The organism is Vibrio algarum, assembly GCF_028204155.1.
In the GTDB taxonomy this organism is placed as follows: domain Bacteria; phylum Pseudomonadota; class Gammaproteobacteria; order Enterobacterales; family Vibrionaceae; genus Vibrio; species Vibrio algarum.
The window spans coordinates 682822-698458 of the sequence record NZ_JAQLOI010000001.1 but is presented as its reverse complement, the minus strand read 5'-3'; the positions used below and the strand labels follow the sequence as shown (position 1 = coordinate 698458).

The 15637-nt window shown below is 41.8% G+C and carries 17 protein-coding genes and 2 pseudogenes; 6 read left to right on the top strand and 13 right to left on the bottom strand.

Annotation, left to right across the window (positions count from 1 at the left end; genetic code table 11):
- Positions 1-6: 6 nt before the first annotated feature.
- The 8 genes from fusA to fkpA all read right to left on the bottom strand — a co-directional run bounded on the left by fusA (position 7) and on the right by fkpA (position 6184).
- Positions 7-2103, bottom strand: a complete 2097-nt coding sequence (gene fusA, locus PGX00_RS03500) for an elongation factor G (RefSeq protein ID WP_272132824.1) — start codon at positions 2101-2103, stop codon at positions 7-9.
- Between the two features lie 172 nt (positions 2104-2275).
- Positions 2276-2746, bottom strand: coding sequence for a 30S ribosomal protein S7 (gene rpsG, locus PGX00_RS03495; protein WP_244358407.1), 471 nt, complete (start codon positions 2744-2746; stop codon positions 2276-2278).
- A 111-nt stretch (positions 2747-2857) separates the two neighbouring features.
- Positions 2858-3232: a 30S ribosomal protein S12 gene (rpsL, locus tag PGX00_RS03490; RefSeq protein ID WP_005417208.1), complete on the bottom strand. Its 375-nt coding sequence runs from the start codon at positions 3230-3232 to the stop codon at positions 2858-2860.
- Positions 3233-3472: 240 nt separating this feature from the next.
- Positions 3473-3748 (bottom strand): sulfurtransferase complex subunit TusB, encoded by a 276-nt coding sequence (tusB, locus tag PGX00_RS03485; protein WP_272132813.1) that lies wholly within the window; start codon positions 3746-3748, stop codon positions 3473-3475.
- 9 nt (positions 3749-3757) lie between these two features.
- Positions 3758-4117, bottom strand: a complete 360-nt coding sequence (tusC, locus tag PGX00_RS03480) for a sulfurtransferase complex subunit TusC (RefSeq protein WP_272132811.1) — start codon at positions 4115-4117, stop codon at positions 3758-3760.
- The gene (gene tusD, locus PGX00_RS03475; protein WP_272132809.1) at positions 4114-4506 is read right to left on the bottom strand and encodes a sulfurtransferase complex subunit TusD; all 393 of its coding nucleotides are present in this window, start codon (positions 4504-4506) and stop codon (positions 4114-4116) included. The genes tusC and tusD overlap by 4 nt, the downstream gene beginning before the upstream one ends.
- Positions 4503-5183 (bottom strand): helix-turn-helix transcriptional regulator, encoded by a 681-nt coding sequence (locus PGX00_RS03470; protein ID WP_407702370.1) that lies wholly within the window; start codon positions 5181-5183, stop codon positions 4503-4505. Before PGX00_RS03470 ends, tusD begins: the two co-directional genes overlap by 4 nt.
- A 188-nt stretch (positions 5184-5371) precedes the next feature.
- Positions 5372-6184, bottom strand: coding sequence for an FKBP-type peptidyl-prolyl cis-trans isomerase (gene fkpA, locus PGX00_RS03465; RefSeq protein ID WP_272132805.1), 813 nt, complete (start codon positions 6182-6184; stop codon positions 5372-5374).
- A 138-nt stretch (positions 6185-6322) separates the two neighbouring features.
- On the opposite strand from fkpA, the pseudogene PGX00_RS03460 reads away from it, so the two are divergent.
- Positions 6323-7305 (top strand): annotated as a pseudogene (locus PGX00_RS03460) (WD40 repeat domain-containing protein).
- The gene (locus PGX00_RS03455; RefSeq protein ID WP_272132804.1) at positions 7298-7525 is read left to right on the top strand and encodes a SlyX family protein; all 228 of its coding nucleotides are present in this window, start codon (positions 7298-7300) and stop codon (positions 7523-7525) included. Before PGX00_RS03460 ends, PGX00_RS03455 begins: the two are co-directional and overlap by 8 nt.
- Positions 7526-7569: 44 nt before the next feature.
- Here PGX00_RS03455 and PGX00_RS03450 read toward each other — a convergent pair whose 3' ends face one another.
- The 5 genes from PGX00_RS03450 to kefG all read right to left on the bottom strand — a co-directional run bounded on the left by PGX00_RS03450 (position 7570) and on the right by kefG (position 11983).
- On the bottom strand, positions 7570-8529 hold the full coding sequence (locus tag PGX00_RS03450; protein WP_272132802.1) for an isoaspartyl peptidase/L-asparaginase family protein: 960 nt from the start codon (positions 8527-8529) through the stop codon (positions 7570-7572).
- A 113-nt stretch (positions 8530-8642) separates the two neighbouring features.
- Entirely contained in the window at positions 8643-9251 is a 609-nt protein-coding gene (gene slyD / locus PGX00_RS03445; RefSeq protein ID WP_272132799.1) for a peptidylprolyl isomerase, read from the bottom strand.
- Between the two features lie 103 nt (positions 9252-9354).
- Positions 9355-9552, bottom strand: coding sequence for a YheV family putative zinc ribbon protein (locus tag PGX00_RS03440; RefSeq protein WP_272132797.1), 198 nt, complete (start codon positions 9550-9552; stop codon positions 9355-9357).
- 54 nt (positions 9553-9606) lie between these two features.
- Complete coding sequence (gene kefB / locus PGX00_RS03435) at positions 9607-11403, bottom strand: glutathione-regulated potassium-efflux system protein KefB (RefSeq protein ID WP_272132795.1); 1797 nt, start codon at positions 11401-11403, stop codon at positions 9607-9609.
- Positions 11390-11983: a glutathione-regulated potassium-efflux system ancillary protein KefG gene (gene kefG, locus PGX00_RS03430; protein ID WP_272132794.1), complete on the bottom strand. Its 594-nt coding sequence runs from the start codon at positions 11981-11983 to the stop codon at positions 11390-11392. Before kefG ends, kefB begins: the two co-directional genes overlap by 14 nt.
- Before the next feature lie 183 nt (positions 11984-12166).
- On the opposite strand from kefG, the gene PGX00_RS03425 reads away from it, so the two are divergent.
- The 4 genes and pseudogenes from PGX00_RS03425 (at position 12167) to PGX00_RS03410 (ending at position 15549) form a co-directional block, all read left to right on the top strand.
- Complete coding sequence (locus PGX00_RS03425; RefSeq protein ID WP_272132793.1) at positions 12167-14080, top strand: ABC transporter ATP-binding protein; 1914 nt, start codon at positions 12167-12169, stop codon at positions 14078-14080.
- Positions 14080-14540 (top strand): annotated as a pseudogene (locus PGX00_RS03420) (TIGR02444 family protein). The gene PGX00_RS03425 and the pseudogene PGX00_RS03420 overlap by 1 nt, the downstream one beginning before the upstream one ends.
- 275 nt (positions 14541-14815) lie before the next feature.
- Positions 14816-15187, top strand: a complete 372-nt coding sequence (locus tag PGX00_RS03415; protein ID WP_272132791.1) for a glutamine amidotransferase-related protein — start codon at positions 14816-14818, stop codon at positions 15185-15187.
- 98 nt (positions 15188-15285) lie between these two features.
- The gene (locus PGX00_RS03410; RefSeq protein ID WP_272132789.1) at positions 15286-15549 is read left to right on the top strand and encodes a type 1 glutamine amidotransferase family protein; all 264 of its coding nucleotides are present in this window, start codon (positions 15286-15288) and stop codon (positions 15547-15549) included.
- Positions 15550-15637 lie beyond the last annotated feature (88 nt).

Genomic DNA, 15637 nt, shown 5'->3' with positions numbered 1-15637 from the left:
AGTTTTTTAACTACGCTCTGCAATGATTGCATTTGCAACATTTTTTGGCACTTCAGCGTACTCACTAAACTCCATAGAGTAAGAAGCACGACCTTGTGTCGCAGAACGTAAATCAGTTGCGTAACCGAACATGACAGACAACGGAACTTGTGCACGAATTATCTTCAGGCCAGCTGTCCCCTCGTCCATACCTTCGATGATACCGCGACGACGATTAATATCGCCAACAACATCACCCATCCAGTCTTCTGGAGTCGTTACTTCAACTTTCATCATAGGCTCAAGCAGAACTGGTTGCGCTTCTAATGCACCCGTTCTAAAAGCCATAGAGGCGGCAATTACAAACGCCATCTCACTTGAATCTACTTCATGATAAGAACCATCGAATAGTGTAGCCTTTATATCCAGAACTGGATAGCCAGCAAGCACACCATTATTCATCTGCTCTTCAATGCCTTTCGCGACAGAGCCGATAAACTCTTTTGGTACAATATCATTAGCTATTTCGTTAACGAAGACAAAACCTTCGCCAACTTCTGATGGTTCTAGTTTCAGCCATACGTGACCGTACTGACCTTTACCACCATGCTCGCGTATAAATTTACCTTCCGCTTTCGCTGTACCACGAATAGTTTCACGGTAAGCAACTTGCGGGTTACCAACTTTGCAGTTGACGTTAAACTCACGCTTCATGCGATCAACAATGATATCTAGATGCAGCTCACCCATACCAGAAATGAGTGTCTGACCGGTTTCGTCATCCATATCAACACGGAATGATGGGTCTTCTGCCGCTAGCTTCCCTAACGCGATCGTCATTTTTTCTTGATCAGCTTGAGAGCTAGGCTCTACAACAATCTGAATAACTGGATCTGGGAATTCCATACGTTCTAGAACAATCTTATGGTTCTGATCACACAGTGTTTCGCCAGTAGTGACATCTTTTAAGCCAATAATAGCTGCTATATCACCAGCTCGTACTTCTTTCACTTCTTCACGCTTATTAGAGTGCATTTGAACAATGCGCCCTAAACGTTCACGCTGTTGCTTAACTGAGTTGTAAGCCGTTTTACCGCTTTCAACAACACCAGAATAAACACGAATGAAAGTTAACGTCCCCACAAATGGATCCGTTGCAATTTTAAATGCTAACGCTGAAAACGGTTCGTTGTCATCGGCATGACGCTCTATTTCATTTTCGTTTTCATCGATACCTTTAATTGCAGGTACATCTACTGGTGAAGGTAGAAACTCAACGACAGCATCAAGAACAGCTTGTACACCTTTGTTTTTAAAAGCACTGCCACAGGTAGCAAGTACGATTTCATTGTTTAGAGTACGAGTGCGAAGGCCTTGCTTGATTTCAGCTTCTGTTAGCTCACCTTCTTCTAGGTACTTATCCATCAACTCTTCGTTGGCTTCAGCCGCAGCTTCAACAAGTTCTGTTCGGTATTCTTCCGCCATTTCTTGCATGTCAGCTGGAATATCTTCATAAGTGAAGGTCATGCCTTGGTCGGCTTCATTCCAGTTAATGGCTTTCATCTTGATAAGGTCAACAACACCTTTAAACTCGTCCTCTGCACCAATGTTTAATTGGATTGGAACTGGGTTTGCACCAAGACGGTCTTTAATTTGCTCAACCACTCGTAAGAAATCTGCGCCAGTACGGTCCATTTTATTGACGAAAACCATACGTGGAACGCTATATTTGTCAGCTTGACGCCAAACCGTTTCAGACTGAGGTTCAACACCAGATGAGCCGCAAAACACAACGACGGCACCATCAAGCACACGAAGTGAACGTTCCACTTCGATAGTAAAATCTACGTGTCCGGGAGTATCGATGATATTGATGCGGTGGTCAGGATATTGTGCTTCCATACCACGCCAAAATGTCGTGGTGGCTGCCGAGGTAATAGTAATACCACGCTCTTGTTCCTGCTCCATCCAGTCCATGGTAGCAGCGCCATCGTGAACTTCGCCAATTTTGTGAGAAAGGCCGGTATAAAACAGAATACGTTCACTTGTGGTTGTTTTGCCTGCATCTACGTGAGCCACGATACCGATATTACGGTAGCGCTCAATCGGAGTTTTACGAGCCACGATTCTATCCTCTCACTATAGGGATTATTAATGTTTAAAAATATCTATCTGCTTATAAACTCATGCTTAAGGCATAAAGAATAAACAAAAAACTATTTTGAAACAGTAATAAATACTTGAAATTTCCAAAGGAAAAGCACTGCGAAGGACTTCGCAGTGCTTAAAGGTCTTATTACCAGCGGTAATGAGCGAACGCTTTGTTCGCGTCTGCCATACGGTGAACGTCTTCACGTTTCTTAACAGCAGTACCTTTGTTCTCTGACGCGTCTAGCATTTCAGCAGCTAAACGTTGAGCCATAGATTTTTCACCACGCTTACGCGCAGCTTCAACTAACCAACGCATAGCAAGAGCGTTACGGCGAACCGGACGAACTTCTACAGGTACTTGGTAAGTTGAACCACCCACACGGCGAGATTTAACTTCTACCGATGGACGAACATTTTCAAGAGCTTCTTCAAATACAGCTAAGTGATCTTTACCAGATTTCTCAGCCATAGTTTCTAGTGCAGTATAAACAATCTTTTCTGCAGTAGATTTCTTTCCGTCAACCATAAGGATATTGACGAACTTTGCCAGCAATTCAGATTTGAATTTAGGATCTGGAAGGATCTTACGCTGACCTATTACGCGACGACGTGGCATAGGAATTTCTCCGTTGTCTTCTTCAGGTTATCCAAAACTTTTCAGTTTCTTCAAAAATATAAATAATTAATGTTTGGCCTTACTTAACGCTTGTTCGTAAACAGAGAATCATTAAGACTTAGGACGTTTCACACCGTACTTAGAACGACCTTTCTTACGGTCATTTACGCCTGCACAGTCAAGTGCACCACGAACTGTGTGATAACGCACACCCGGAAGGTCTTTAACACGACCACCACGGATTAGTACAACTGAGTGCTCTTGAAGGTTGTGACCTTCACCACCGATGTACGAAGTTACTTCGAAACCGTTAGTCAAACGCACACGACAAACTTTACGTAGCGCTGAGTTAGGTTTTTTAGGTGTAGTAGTATATACACGAGTACATACACCACGTTTTTGTGGGCACGCTTCTAGTGCTGGCACGTTGCTTTTAACAACTTGCTTTGCACGAGGTTTACGTACCAACTGGTTAATAGTTGCCATTAACTAGCTCCTGATTTGCTGAAATTATGCTTCATGAAAAATCTAACCCTACTATGAGGGACGCAAGATTTTATGCACGGAAGGAAGGTCTGTCAAGGTATTTAGGGATCTTTTTGATCCTAAAGGAACAAGCTGTCGCGGGTATATATGCTCAAATCTTGTACGGAGGTTATTAAGCACGGTGTTTATTATAAATATCCTACTTAAGCATAGTTAAATCACCATACAGATGATTTAACTTTATTCCCATGTAATAGAAGAAGAATGCTTCTCTGTTAGTGCAACAAAACCGCTAAAATCGACCATTAGATTGCTGGGGTCCAACGTTAAACCTCTAGCGTTTACGTCTGCTATAAGGCAATAAACAGGCTTAGAAGTCGCTGCAAGCTCAATATTCGCTTTATGTTCATTTAGGGCTGCGTATACCGCATCCTCTACTAAAAGTAGTTCATCGCCCTCTAGAGCAGTAGCAATAGCGTCACTTAACGAGCGGTAATGTTTAACAATATGCAGCATCTCAATTCTCTAGAAGGTAAGTAGCTTGTCACAGCGATGCAGTAATTCTGCCACCTTTGTTGCTTTTAGTTTGACGGGTTCATCCAAAACTAATTCAGCCTCAGCCAACCCGTTCGCTTTTAAAGAGTCCAAACAGACGTATATATCTTCAATGTCATAGAGATCCATGAGCTTAAACGCAGGTACATAATCTCTAGAAAATATAGCGGCCGTCTTTTGATTCGCCACGAGTTGAGTGACGCCTTCGCCGATAAAAAATACCGAGATATTCTCACTATATGCAGAAGCGGCCAATAAAGCGTCTAACCCTTCTCGACCTTTCGCTGAGGAATGTGGATGAGAACGAAAGACAAAACCTAGCTTATTCAAAACTGTACTACTCTATCTTGAGTCAGCAGAGCTTCAGCCAAACTACCCAATCCGATCTGCTCAAATCCATCGGCAAGGTTAGATTCATCACGAGTATGCAAGGTGGCTTCTTCTGTGCTGAGTATTCCACGACGTAAAGCAGCTGCCACACATGTTTCTAAACGAATATTATGTGTGGATGCTAATTGGCTCCAAGCACTGGTTAAATCAAACTCATCATTAGCCGGTACAACCAATTTCGAACCATTTGTTACCCCTTCTTGATAAAAAAACACAGAAACTATTGTATGGCCCTTTTCAAGCAATGCATTGGCAAACGCATAAGCGTTTCTTGCCGACTGAGAACCATATACGCTTCCGTTAACAACAAGGGTGTAACTTAAGATCACTTTTCTCCATCCTCAGTCTTACGCTGACGAATATAGAGATAGACAGTGTGTTTAGAAATATTTAAGCGATCAGCAACACGATTAATCGCATCTTTAATATCAAAAATGCCTTTGTCGTATAGCTCCATGACAATTTGACGGTTTTTAGTATTATTCGATACCGACTTATCAGCATTGATGTCTTCAATGCTTTGTTCCACAGTTTGATCCACAAGCTCTACAACATCGCTGGCAAAGTTTACTGAAGACGCGGCTTCTTTTGCTTCATCTGTTGGCATAAAAGAACGCAGAACTTGGGAAAATGACGCATCCAGATTGATGTTAATACATAACAGGCCAATAACTCGATTATTACCATTGCGAATAGCGATAGTAATAGACTTCATCAATACCCCGCCCTTTGCTCGAGTAAAGTAAGCCCGAGAGAAGTTCCGCTCAGAGCCTTCAATGTCTTTGAGCATCTTCAACGCCATATCAGTAATTGGCGATCCTACATGTCTACCGGTATTCTCACCATTGGCTATTTTGATTGCAGAGGTGTCTAAACTCTCTAATGAGTGAAGAACGATCTCACAAAACGGACCTATTAAACCAGCAAGACCATCTACTACGGCTTCATAGGATTTTAAAATGATCAGATCATGCTTGCTAAATGGTTCAACAATCACGGAATCCATCTCTAGTAACGCTTCCGCATGAACGATTTCTGATGTTGCCACTATTTCTAGCCTCGGTTTAAAAAATCAACTAATTAAGGCAAGTTTATCAGAAATTTTGAATCACGCACCGTTTTGATCTGTTCACTTTGCTGGTTTAAAAAAAGACTCGGATATCCGAGCCTTTTCATACAACCTAAAAGTAAAAGTTACTCAGCTGCAGGTGTTTCTGCTGGTGCTTCTAGTACTTCACCGTTATCAATGCTAATCAATTCAACTTCAAAAACGAGAGTTGAGTTTGCAGGAATAGTCGGTGTGTCTTGTGCGCCATATGCTAACTCAGGTGGAATAACAAACTTGAATTTAGAACCAACAGGCATAAGTTGTACGCCTTCAGTCCAACCTGGAATCACTCGATCAAGAGGGAATGTAGCCGTTGAGTCACGATCGTATGAACTATCAAATTTAGTTCCGTCAATAAGCGTACCTACATAATGCACTTCAACAGTATCTGTTTTAGCTGGTTTATCACCTTCAGCAGGCGTCATGACTTGATAAAGAAGACCTGAGTCCGTTTTCACTACACCTTCTTGTGTTTCAAATTCAGCACGAAAATCGTCGCCAACTTTAAGCGCAGCCGCTGCGTCAGCTTCCGCTTTCGCTTGCATCTTCTCGCCAACTATTTTTTCAAAATTTTCAAGCGCTAAACGCAGTTCGTCATCGGTTAGTTTTTCAGTATCTGCAAATACATCTTCAATACCTTGCAGTACAAGCTCTTTTTTCAACTCTATTCCAATTTCAGTTGAGCCTTCGATGCTAGATTCTATGTTTTTAGCAAAGTATAAACCGAAAGCATAAGCTGCTTTATCTTCATCTGTTTTAAAGTGAACGGCTTTTTCTGCCTCAGCTTGAACTTGCTCTACTTGTGGAGCTACTTCAGTTTTAGGCGTTTCTTCTTTTTGACAACCTACTGCCAACATTACAGTTGCAGCTAGTAGGGACACTTTAAACAAAGGTTTCATTAAATTCTCCAAATTAATGGCATTGCCATTGACGTTAGTACACACTTCTCATCAATTACTATCAATAGTGTGCAAAATTATTGGTGTATCAATATACTAGGTATATGCCTATCGACACAAACTGGATTCTTGATTGTAATGCGAATAATCTCTCATTATATGCTATTGGGTATTGTCATCACTCTGTTAAATGGTTGTTTTTTTCATCTCAAGATGAAGAAAAGTGGATCATAGAGCCCAAAGGCACCACAAGCTTTGCCCTTAGCAGAGATGCACGCTTTGCACTTCTCTACTCAAAAGAGCGTCAATTACTCTTATGGGATTTAAAAGAGAATCAAGAGTTAGCCTCTTTAGGCAAACAAGACCTCGATGGAAATAGCGTTTCTCATATACGTATTTCTGATAATAGCCGCTACGCGGTTACGTCTACCCAACTCAACTTCGCTGTATGGGATCTTTCATGGACCCAAGCCGAAGGGCTTTGGTCTATCTCTGACGGACTGATCCGAGACATTGATATATCAAGCAATGGCGAACAGGTATTACTTGGTTTATCTAATGGAAAGGCCATTTACGTCAATTTAGTCACCGGAAGGCGATTAGAGTTCCTTGCTCATAGAGAAAAAGTAAATACCGTGGCTATTTCATCAAATGGCAAGTTCGCTTTGACTGGTGGAAATGACTACAAAGCTTACTTTTGGAACACGGAGACAGGCCAGGCACTGTATCAATTTGAACACAATGCGAGAATTAACAGAATAGCGTTACAAAGAGACGGAAGATATGCGTTCACTTCTGATGGAGCAAAAGACAGCTTCGTTTGGGATCTTAAAACCGGAGAAAAAGTATCATCACTCAAGTCTCTTGCAAGACAATTAGTTTTCTCTTCTGCGCGTTTTTCAGATGATGGTGAACATTTAGTCACAGGTTCACCTAATGGTAGGGTCATGCTTTGGGAAACCAAAACAGGTAAACGAGTGGGCGGTTGGGATGTTGAACCGTTAAAAGATACTCGCCCTCCACGTGCAGTCGTGTATGATGCCGCCTTTGATCGTCAAAATAGAATCATATCGGCAACTTCTGCCGGTATTGCACAAGCTTGGAAAATAGAAAATGACTAATAACACGACTCAAGAATTACAGCAGCGCATTGAAGACCTAGAGTACAAAGCGGCTTTCCAAGAACAAACGATTGACGAACTAAACGATGCACTTAGCCAACAGCAACTCCTTATAACCAAGATGCAAGATCAGATGAAATATGTGGTTGGAAAAGTGAAAAACATGGATTCCTCAAATTTGGCAGATGCCTCTGAAGAAACCCCTCCACCACACTATTAATTTGAGTCCAACAAGTATGTTCGAGGAGGCCTGTTACCCTATGTTTAACTCGCCTTTAACACCTCATCAGCGAATATCGCCACATCCAACTGACCGTGTACGTTAATACTCGCTCGATACATCCCTAAGCTATTCATTGCATTATGAATATTTCCTTGATGATCAATCGCAATGAGTCCTCCCTCACCTCCCATCAATTTTAACTCGCCTTGTATGACCATTTCACTCGCGGTATACACATCTTCTTTAAGATATCTCATTCGAGCAGCAACATCAGCTGCTACCATTTTACGTATGAAACACTCGCCCATTCCTGTAGTAGAAATAGCAACATTGTTATTTTCTGCAAATGTGCCCGCACCAATTATAGGAGAGTCACCAACACGCCCATACTTTTTGTTAGTCAAGCCACCAGTACTTGTTGCAGCCGCCAGATTGCCAAATTTATCCAACGCCACCGCTCCGACAGTGCCGAATTTTTTGTCATCAGGAAATTTAGATTCAGAAAGGCCAAATGTTCCGGACTCTTTCATAGACTGTAATTGTTCATAGCGACGATCCGTAAAAAAATAGTCTTGCTCGGTATAATCAAAGCCATTATCAAAGGCAAACTCTTCTGCGCCATCACCAATCAGAAACACATGCTCACTTTTATTCATCACATCACGAGCGAGTTCTATCGGGTTTTTAATGTGTTTGACTGCCGCTACAGCACCCGCTTCCATCTCTTTTCCATGCATCACGGATGCATCCATCTCCACCATCTCTGTATGGGTCATTACCGACCCCTTACCCGCATTAAAGTGTGGGCAATCTTCCAACACCTTTACTGCGGCCACCGAAGCATCTAAGGCGTCGCCACCTTTATTTAAAATGTCATATCCAGCACGTACAGATTGTTCTAATGCAGCTCTGATTTGCTTATCGAGTTCCGGCGTTAAATTTTCTCTCAAGATGGTACCAGCACCACCATGAATAGCGATTGCAAATGGAGAAATTGACATAAATCGTCCTTAATTTATAAATAAAAAAGCCCTAAATAACTCTCAGAGTTCTTAGGGCTTTATTCAAATCATTTTACCGGGCCATAAATAAGCCCGCTAGAATTTGATCATACTTAGTGTGAACAGCCACAACCGCCGCCGTTCTCACCTTTGCCTTTGCCACCGCCACAGCAGCCTTCTTTCTTGCCTTCACCATGGTCATGGCCTTCGCCACCACAACAACCGCCTTCGTGATCGTGGTCATGGCCACAACCACCTTCTTTATGGATGTGTCCATGCTCAACTTCTTCAGCCGTAGCTTCACGCATACCCATGACTTCAACATCAAATGTTAATGTTTGACCTGCAAGCATGTGGTTACCATCAACGACAACTTCATCGCCATCCACTTCTGTTACTTCAACTGGAATTGGGCCTTGGTCAGTGTCAGCTAAGAAACGCATACCAACTTCAATTTGCTCAACACCTTGAAAAACATTCGCAGGTACACGTTGAACAAGTGCGTCATTATGCTCACCGTACGCATCTTCTGGAGCGATGGTTGCAGAGAATTTATCACCTACCGTTTTGCCTTCAAGTTGAGTTTCAAGGCCAGTAATTAGATTGTTGTGACCGTGTAGGTAATCCAATGGATTTTCTACTGTAGCTTCATCAACAACTACACCTTCTTCAAGCTTCACTTGGTATGCAAGGCTCACTACAACGTTTTTTTCAATATTCATTTTTGCTCCAAAGAGAATTAGGGGTAGTTGAACTATCTACCATCAAGATTATTTTCATTTTGAATACGGCTTATTATGGGGGCAAAATAATGAAACTCAAACCCTAGGGCTTAAAAAAACCGATCATATCTTCACCAGCGTGCTCTGATGACTCCGCAGATTTAGGCAGACGTTTATCGATATGCCCACATTCAACGCACTCTACCATTTCGATACTATTTTCAACCCACCAACGCAGAGAATCTTGCGCTGAACATTTAGGACAACTTGCACCTGCAATAAATCGTTTTTTTATTTTCATTGTTATTAAACCTGCTTTCTTATTTCTTCTGATCGGCTGCTGGGTAGAATACGATTACTTCCAGTGATTGGTCGACTGGTTGTCGGTTTCCATCTCTTGACCGAATATTTCTTCTAGCTCTTTTCGGGATTCTTTTGAACGCTGCGCGAGGTCTTTATCGTCGGTATGCTTGGGTAGTAACTCTTTAAGCATGGCATTGTCTAACTTACGGAAGTGATCCTCTGCTCTTTTTGCCTGATAAGGGTGCATTCCTAATTCAACCAATAGTTGACGACCTAAATCTAATGCGCCCAAAAAGGTTTCACGGGAATAATTAGGAACTCCGTGATTTAATAATTGATACGCTTCTACACGACTTCGTGCGCGAGCAAGGATCTTGAGATTAGGGAAATGTTGCTGACATATTTCCACTATATGCAAAATCTCGTCAGGGTTATCAGTACAAGCAACTAAGGCTTCAGCTTTATCAGCACCAGCCGCTCGTAGTAAATCTAACTGAGTCGCATCACCATAAAAAACTTTGTAACCATATTTTCTTAGCAACCTTATTTGGCTAGCATCACTTTCTAAAACCGTAATACGGATTTTATTGGCGTACATGAGTCGACCAACGACTTGACCAAAACGACCAAAACCGGCAATTATCACCCTCGGATTTCTGTTGATGACGTCCTCTTTAGCTAAGCCCTCATCGTTGTTAATCGTCGCTGAAAACCATTTTTTCTGGGCCAGTAACAACAATGGGGTCGTAACCATAGATAAACTCACCACCACTAATAAGAAAGACACTAATTCAGGCGCTAACAAATTTTCAGCTTGAGCTGCGGTAAAAAGCACAAAGGCGAACTCACCACCTTGACTCAAAATCGCAGCCATTCTACTGCGAGCTTTTGCTTGAGTACCAAATAAACGGGCTAAAACATAAAGAATGATCCCTTTTATTGCGACCAAACTAACAACAGCAATAAACACTTGAATCGGCTCTAACACAATTAAACCTAGGTTTACCGCCATTCCAACTGCAATAAAAAACAACCCCAATAACAATCCTTTAAAGGGTTCAATCGCCACTTCTAGCTCATGTCTATATTCACTTTCAGCAAGCAGAACACCCGCTAAAAAAGTACCTAAAGCCATAGATAAGCCCAGGCTTTGCATAATTAGTGCTATACCAATGACAACGAGTAATGCCGCCACGGTGAATAACTCTCTGACTCCACTGGTCACAACATATCGAAATAGAGGACGTAATAGAAAGTGACCACCAACAAGTAAAACGATAATGGACCCAAAGGTCGTTATTGTATCTAACCAATCTCCCCCACCACTTCCACCTGCAAGTATTGGCAATATCGCAAGCATCGGTATCACCGCAATATCTTGGAACAATAGAACAGCAAAACCGGATTGACCCGTTTCACTGCCTGCTAATCCTTGTTCTTCAATAACTCGCAACGCTATAGCGGTTGAAGACAAAGCCAACCCCATCCCCACAACCAAGCTGGTTTGCCATGAAAGCCCCAAAAAGCTCGCGATACTAGCAAGCACGCAAGAGGTCACGACAACTTGAGCACCACCTAAACCCAAAATGGGGCTTCTCATCTGCCATAATTTTTTAGGGTTAAGCTCTAAACCGATAAGAAAAAGTAATAACACCACGCCAAATTCCGCAAAGTGGAGAATGGCATCTACATCGCTAATTAATCCAAAGCCCCAAGGTCCGATCGCGACACCAGCGAGTAGATAACCTAAAACAGAACCAAGCCCTAATCGCTGTGCAAGTGGAACCGCAACGACAGCTGCAGAAAGAAAAATCACACCACTTTGCAAAAAATCGTTAGTCATTGCCATCAAACATTCCCCCCGATTTATCTGCTTTAAATTGTTCCCATGGGTTCTTTAGCCAGTCGCGGTAAGCTTCGGCGTGTTGCAATCGTTCTATATCAGAGATATGTCTTGCCCAATGCACAACAAGTGGCTCTAACCAGTGCATTCGACATAACCCAGCCGTTAACTCAAAGGGTTGTAAAATCTCTTCCATTGGATATTTATTGTAACCTGATGCAGCAAAGGCTTCGCGAGCCCCTCCAGTGGTAATAACACTTCTCCAATGTTTGCCTTCTAACGCACAATTATCCCCAAAAGCAAAGCCTTTGCCTAAAACGCGATCCATCCACTCCTTCAATAAAGCTGGGCAGGAATACATATACAAAGGGTGTTGGAATACGATGATATCGTGAGACAGGAGCAGTTCATGCTCTTTTTGAACATCTATAAAAAAGTCTGGGTACTGGGCATAAAGATCATGAACAGTGACGTGTTCTAGATCTTCAACTTTTTTTAGCATCACGTTATTGGCAACAGAGGTATCAAGTTCTGGATGTACAAAAATCACCAAAATTCGCGGTAAGGGTATAGTCGCGTCTATCATTCCTTGAAGAGCTTCCTTTACTTAGTTGCGGTCATTGATAAATTAACTCTTACCAATGAAATTGTCGCTATATTCATTTTTTTAGTGTTAAACATCATATCGCAAATTGCATAATGATCGACTTTTATTCTCAGAACGCCTACTATTCCCGCGTTTAAACCATTTCCTATCAATAAGATTTCTATGATTACGTTTTCAGATATTCAGCTGCTTCGAGGCGGTAAAGCTCTACTAGATCAAGCTACCGCAACTATACACCCCGGAGATAAAGTCGGTTTAGTGGGTAAAAATGGTTGTGGTAAATCCACGCTATTTGCACTATTGAAAGGCGAACTGTCCATTGACGCAGGCTCATTTGCTCAACCAGCTCATTGGGAGCTTGCTTGGGTTGCACAAGAAACGCCAGCTTTGGAACGTCCTGCTCTGGAATATGTTATTGATGGTGATAGAGAATATCGAAATTTAGAAGAACAATTAGCTCGAGCAGAAGAGGTTGACGATGGGACCTTAGTTGCCGAATTACATGGAAAAATAGACACCATTGGTGGCTACACTATACGAGCGCGATCGGCTGAACTGCTTAATGGTTTAGGCTTTAGCCAAGAACAAATGAGTTGGAATTTGACTCAATTTTCTGGTGGTTGGCGTATGCGTTTAAATTTAGCCCAAGCCTTATTGTGCCGATCAGATCTACTGTTGCTTGATGAGCCAACCAACCACTTAGATCTTGATGCCGTCATGTGGCTTGAGAAATGGCTGCAAAATTACCCGGGGACACTCATTTTAATTTCTCATGATCGGGATTTTTTAGATCCAATTATTAATAGAATTATCCACGTGGAAAACCAGCTTCTAAATCAATACACTGGCAACTATTCATCGTTTGAAAACCAGCGTGCTGAAAAATTGGTGCTACAACAAGCGATGTACCAAAAGCAGCAGAAGCAAGTTAATCATATGCAGAGTTATATTGATCGCTTCCGCTATAAAGCCTCCAAAGCAAAGCAAGCTCAAAGCAGAATCAAAGCCCTAGAAAAGATGGAAAAGGTTCTTCCAGCACAATTAGATAATCCATTCAGCTTCGAGTTTCGCGTACCGTCGGCGCTACCAAATCCAATACTAATGATGGATGAGGTGTCAGCAGGCTATGGTGATAACCTTATATTAGAAAAGATTCGTCTGAATTTGGTTCCAGGTAGCCGTATCGGACTGTTAGGACGAAATGGAGCCGGTAAATCCACGCTAATTAAACTGCTTTCAAGTGAACTTTCACCACAAGGGGGCGATCTAACTTACTCTCAAGGTGTCAATATAGGCTACTTTGCCCAGCACCAGTTAGAAACACTGCATCCCGAAGAAACGCCTTTGCAACATATGATGCAAATTGCGCCAAAACAGACGGAACAAGAGCTAAGAAACTATTTGGGTAGCTTTGGGTTTCATGGTGACAAAGCATTAGATAAAGTCGCCCCTTTCTCGGGTGGTGAAAAAGCTCGCTTAGTACTCGCGTTAGTCGTATGGCAAAAACCAAACCTATTGTTACTTGATGAACCAACCAACCACCTCGATTTGGACATGCGTCAGGCATTGACGTTTGCATTGCAAACATTTGAGGGCGCGATGGTTATCGTCAGTCATGATAGGTACCTACTTCGCGCTACAACCGATGACCTTTACCTAGTACACGACCGTCAGGTTTCACCTTTTGATGGCGACTTAAATGACTACTACAAATGGCTGACAGAACAAAACAAGGCTGATAAAAAAGAAGCCGCACAAGATCTGCCTGTAAAAAATACAACGAATAACGCGGCAGCAAAAAAAGAACAAAAACGTAAAGAAGCTGAATTTCGTAAAAAGACCGCACCACTACGAAAAGAACTTGAGAAGCTCGAAAAGAAAATGGATAAGCTTGGCGTAATACTCTCGGAGGCTGAACAAGAATTATTGGATACTTCTCTGTACCAAGCTGAAAATAAAGCTAAACTTAATAAAGTATTAGCCCTTCAAGCGACATCTAAATCTGAACTAGAAGAGACAGAACTCGAGTGGATGACCATTCAAGAGTCGCTAGAGGAGATGGAACAGGAACTTTAATGACAAAACTCGCTTCTTTTACACTGACGTTAGAACGGCTCTGGCAATTCAGTTTGCAGTATTATAGCGTGCGAGGGGTAAAAGAAGCGTGTCTTTCACTACAAAACAATTTTCATGGCAATGTAAATTTATTGCTACTACTAAAATGGTTAGATGAACAAAAACTTATTTTCAATGATGATGATTGGGGCAAGCTACTCCACTGCCTTCAGCACACTGAAGAGTTACTACTTCAATATCGAACACTAAGAAAAAAATAAAACCTCATGTACCAGCAACACTATACCGGGAATCATTAGAATTTGAGTTGCTGCTAGAAAAGCAACAACAATCTGACTTGGTTGACTGTATAAACTCTCTACAGCTCTCAACCAATACATCTGAGTCGCTAACACTTGGATACTGCCGTTCACTCAATGCTGAGCATCTATTTAGCGCCTTTTCTAAACCTACCAGTTAATGCCACAGTAAAAAACCATTGAACCAATTCACTGATTTACCTACATTAATGATGTAAAGCATTGGTGTTTAAAAGAACCGATACTTAAAGACACCTTAACACTCGTTATACTATTTACATTATTTATGTGATCAAAATGAATGAGATTTCGCAAACAACTCTAGGCATTTATGCCTATGAATGTTCGCTACAAAGAGCCCATTTCATATGACCAGTAAATGAGTACAATTTGTATAAAGTAGTTTTTGGATCATGGATGGTCAAAAGGTCAAATAATGAAGAAATTAGTCATTGTAAATGTGGGCTCAGCCCCTGAAGCACAAAGAGAAAAGTTCGGTGATTTTGAAATTTGGGCAAAAAATGCCATCACATATGAGCTTCCCTGTTTAGATAGACAACCTATCGAAATCATTTTTCATGATGGAATATCAAGCTCACTACCCAATTTTGATTCAATAGCAGGCGTGATCATTATGGGGTCTTTATCTATGGCAACTGAAAAAACAAACTGGATGCAGCGCCTTTCATCAGAAATATCTGACCTTATAAACAACAAAATACCATTGCTAGGCATCTGCTTCGGACATCAACTTATCGCCCAAGCGATGGGGGAGAGGTTGGTTACCACCCGAAAGGTCTTGAAATAGGCACGGTCAACATCAACAAACTAAGTTCCGCAGAAAACGACCCACTCTTTTCGTTTTTGCCTGCCCAGTTTTCCGCTCACGCAGTCCACTTTCAATCGGTGTTAACACTGCCAAAAGAAGCCACGCTATTAGCTAATAACGAATTCGAGCCACACCACGCATTTAGAATTGGGGAATGTGCATGGGGAGTTCAATTTCACCCTGAATTTACAGCAGATATTATGCGACTTTCACTTACCGGCTTAAAAGAGCATGTCATCGAAGAGTATGCAGAAAAACTAGCTGCCATTTTCGAGACCAATTGCGCGCGTCAAGTATTAGTGAAGTTTTCACAGTTTTGTATGACTAAAATAAATCTATAGTAATTATCAGATCTGCTCATTTTCTACCGGTGCTAATTTCTATTCTCTTATCTATGTTGTTATTCTCAGAAAGTGAGGATAACAACAT

Coding starts and splice junctions, on each gene's coding strand:
- rpsG (WP_244358407.1), bottom strand. CDS start 2,746: ATGCCACGTCGTCGCGTAATAGGTCAGCGTAAGATCCTTCCAGATCCT.
- tusB (WP_272132813.1), bottom strand. CDS start 3,748: ATGCTGCATATTGTTAAACATTACCGCTCGTTAAGTGACGCTATTGCT.
- PGX00_RS03455 (WP_272132804.1), top strand. CDS start 7,298: ATGACTAATAACACGACTCAAGAATTACAGCAGCGCATTGAAGACCTA.
- slyD (WP_272132799.1), bottom strand. CDS start 9,251: ATGAATATTGAAAAAAACGTTGTAGTGAGCCTTGCATACCAAGTGAAG.
- PGX00_RS03440 (WP_272132797.1), bottom strand. CDS start 9,552: ATGAAAATAAAAAAACGATTTATTGCAGGTGCAAGTTGTCCTAAATGT.
- kefG (WP_272132794.1), bottom strand. CDS start 11,983: ATGATAGACGCGACTATACCCTTACCGCGAATTTTGGTGATTTTTGTA.
- PGX00_RS03470 (WP_407702370.1), bottom strand. CDS start 5,183: ATGGATTCCGTGATTGTTGAACCATTTAGCAAGCATGATCTGATCATT.
- PGX00_RS03425 (WP_272132793.1), top strand. CDS start 12,167: ATGATTACGTTTTCAGATATTCAGCTGCTTCGAGGCGGTAAAGCTCTA.
- kefB (WP_272132795.1), bottom strand. CDS start 11,403: ATGGCAATGACTAACGATTTTTTGCAAAGTGGTGTGATTTTTCTTTCT.
- PGX00_RS03450 (WP_272132802.1), bottom strand. CDS start 8,529: ATGTCAATTTCTCCATTTGCAATCGCTATTCATGGTGGTGCTGGTACC.
- rpsL (WP_005417208.1), bottom strand. CDS start 3,232: ATGGCAACTATTAACCAGTTGGTACGTAAACCTCGTGCAAAGCAAGTT.
- fkpA (WP_272132805.1), bottom strand. CDS start 6,184: ATGAAACCTTTGTTTAAAGTGTCCCTACTAGCTGCAACTGTAATGTTG.
- PGX00_RS03415 (WP_272132791.1), top strand. CDS start 14,816: ATGAAGAAATTAGTCATTGTAAATGTGGGCTCAGCCCCTGAAGCACAA.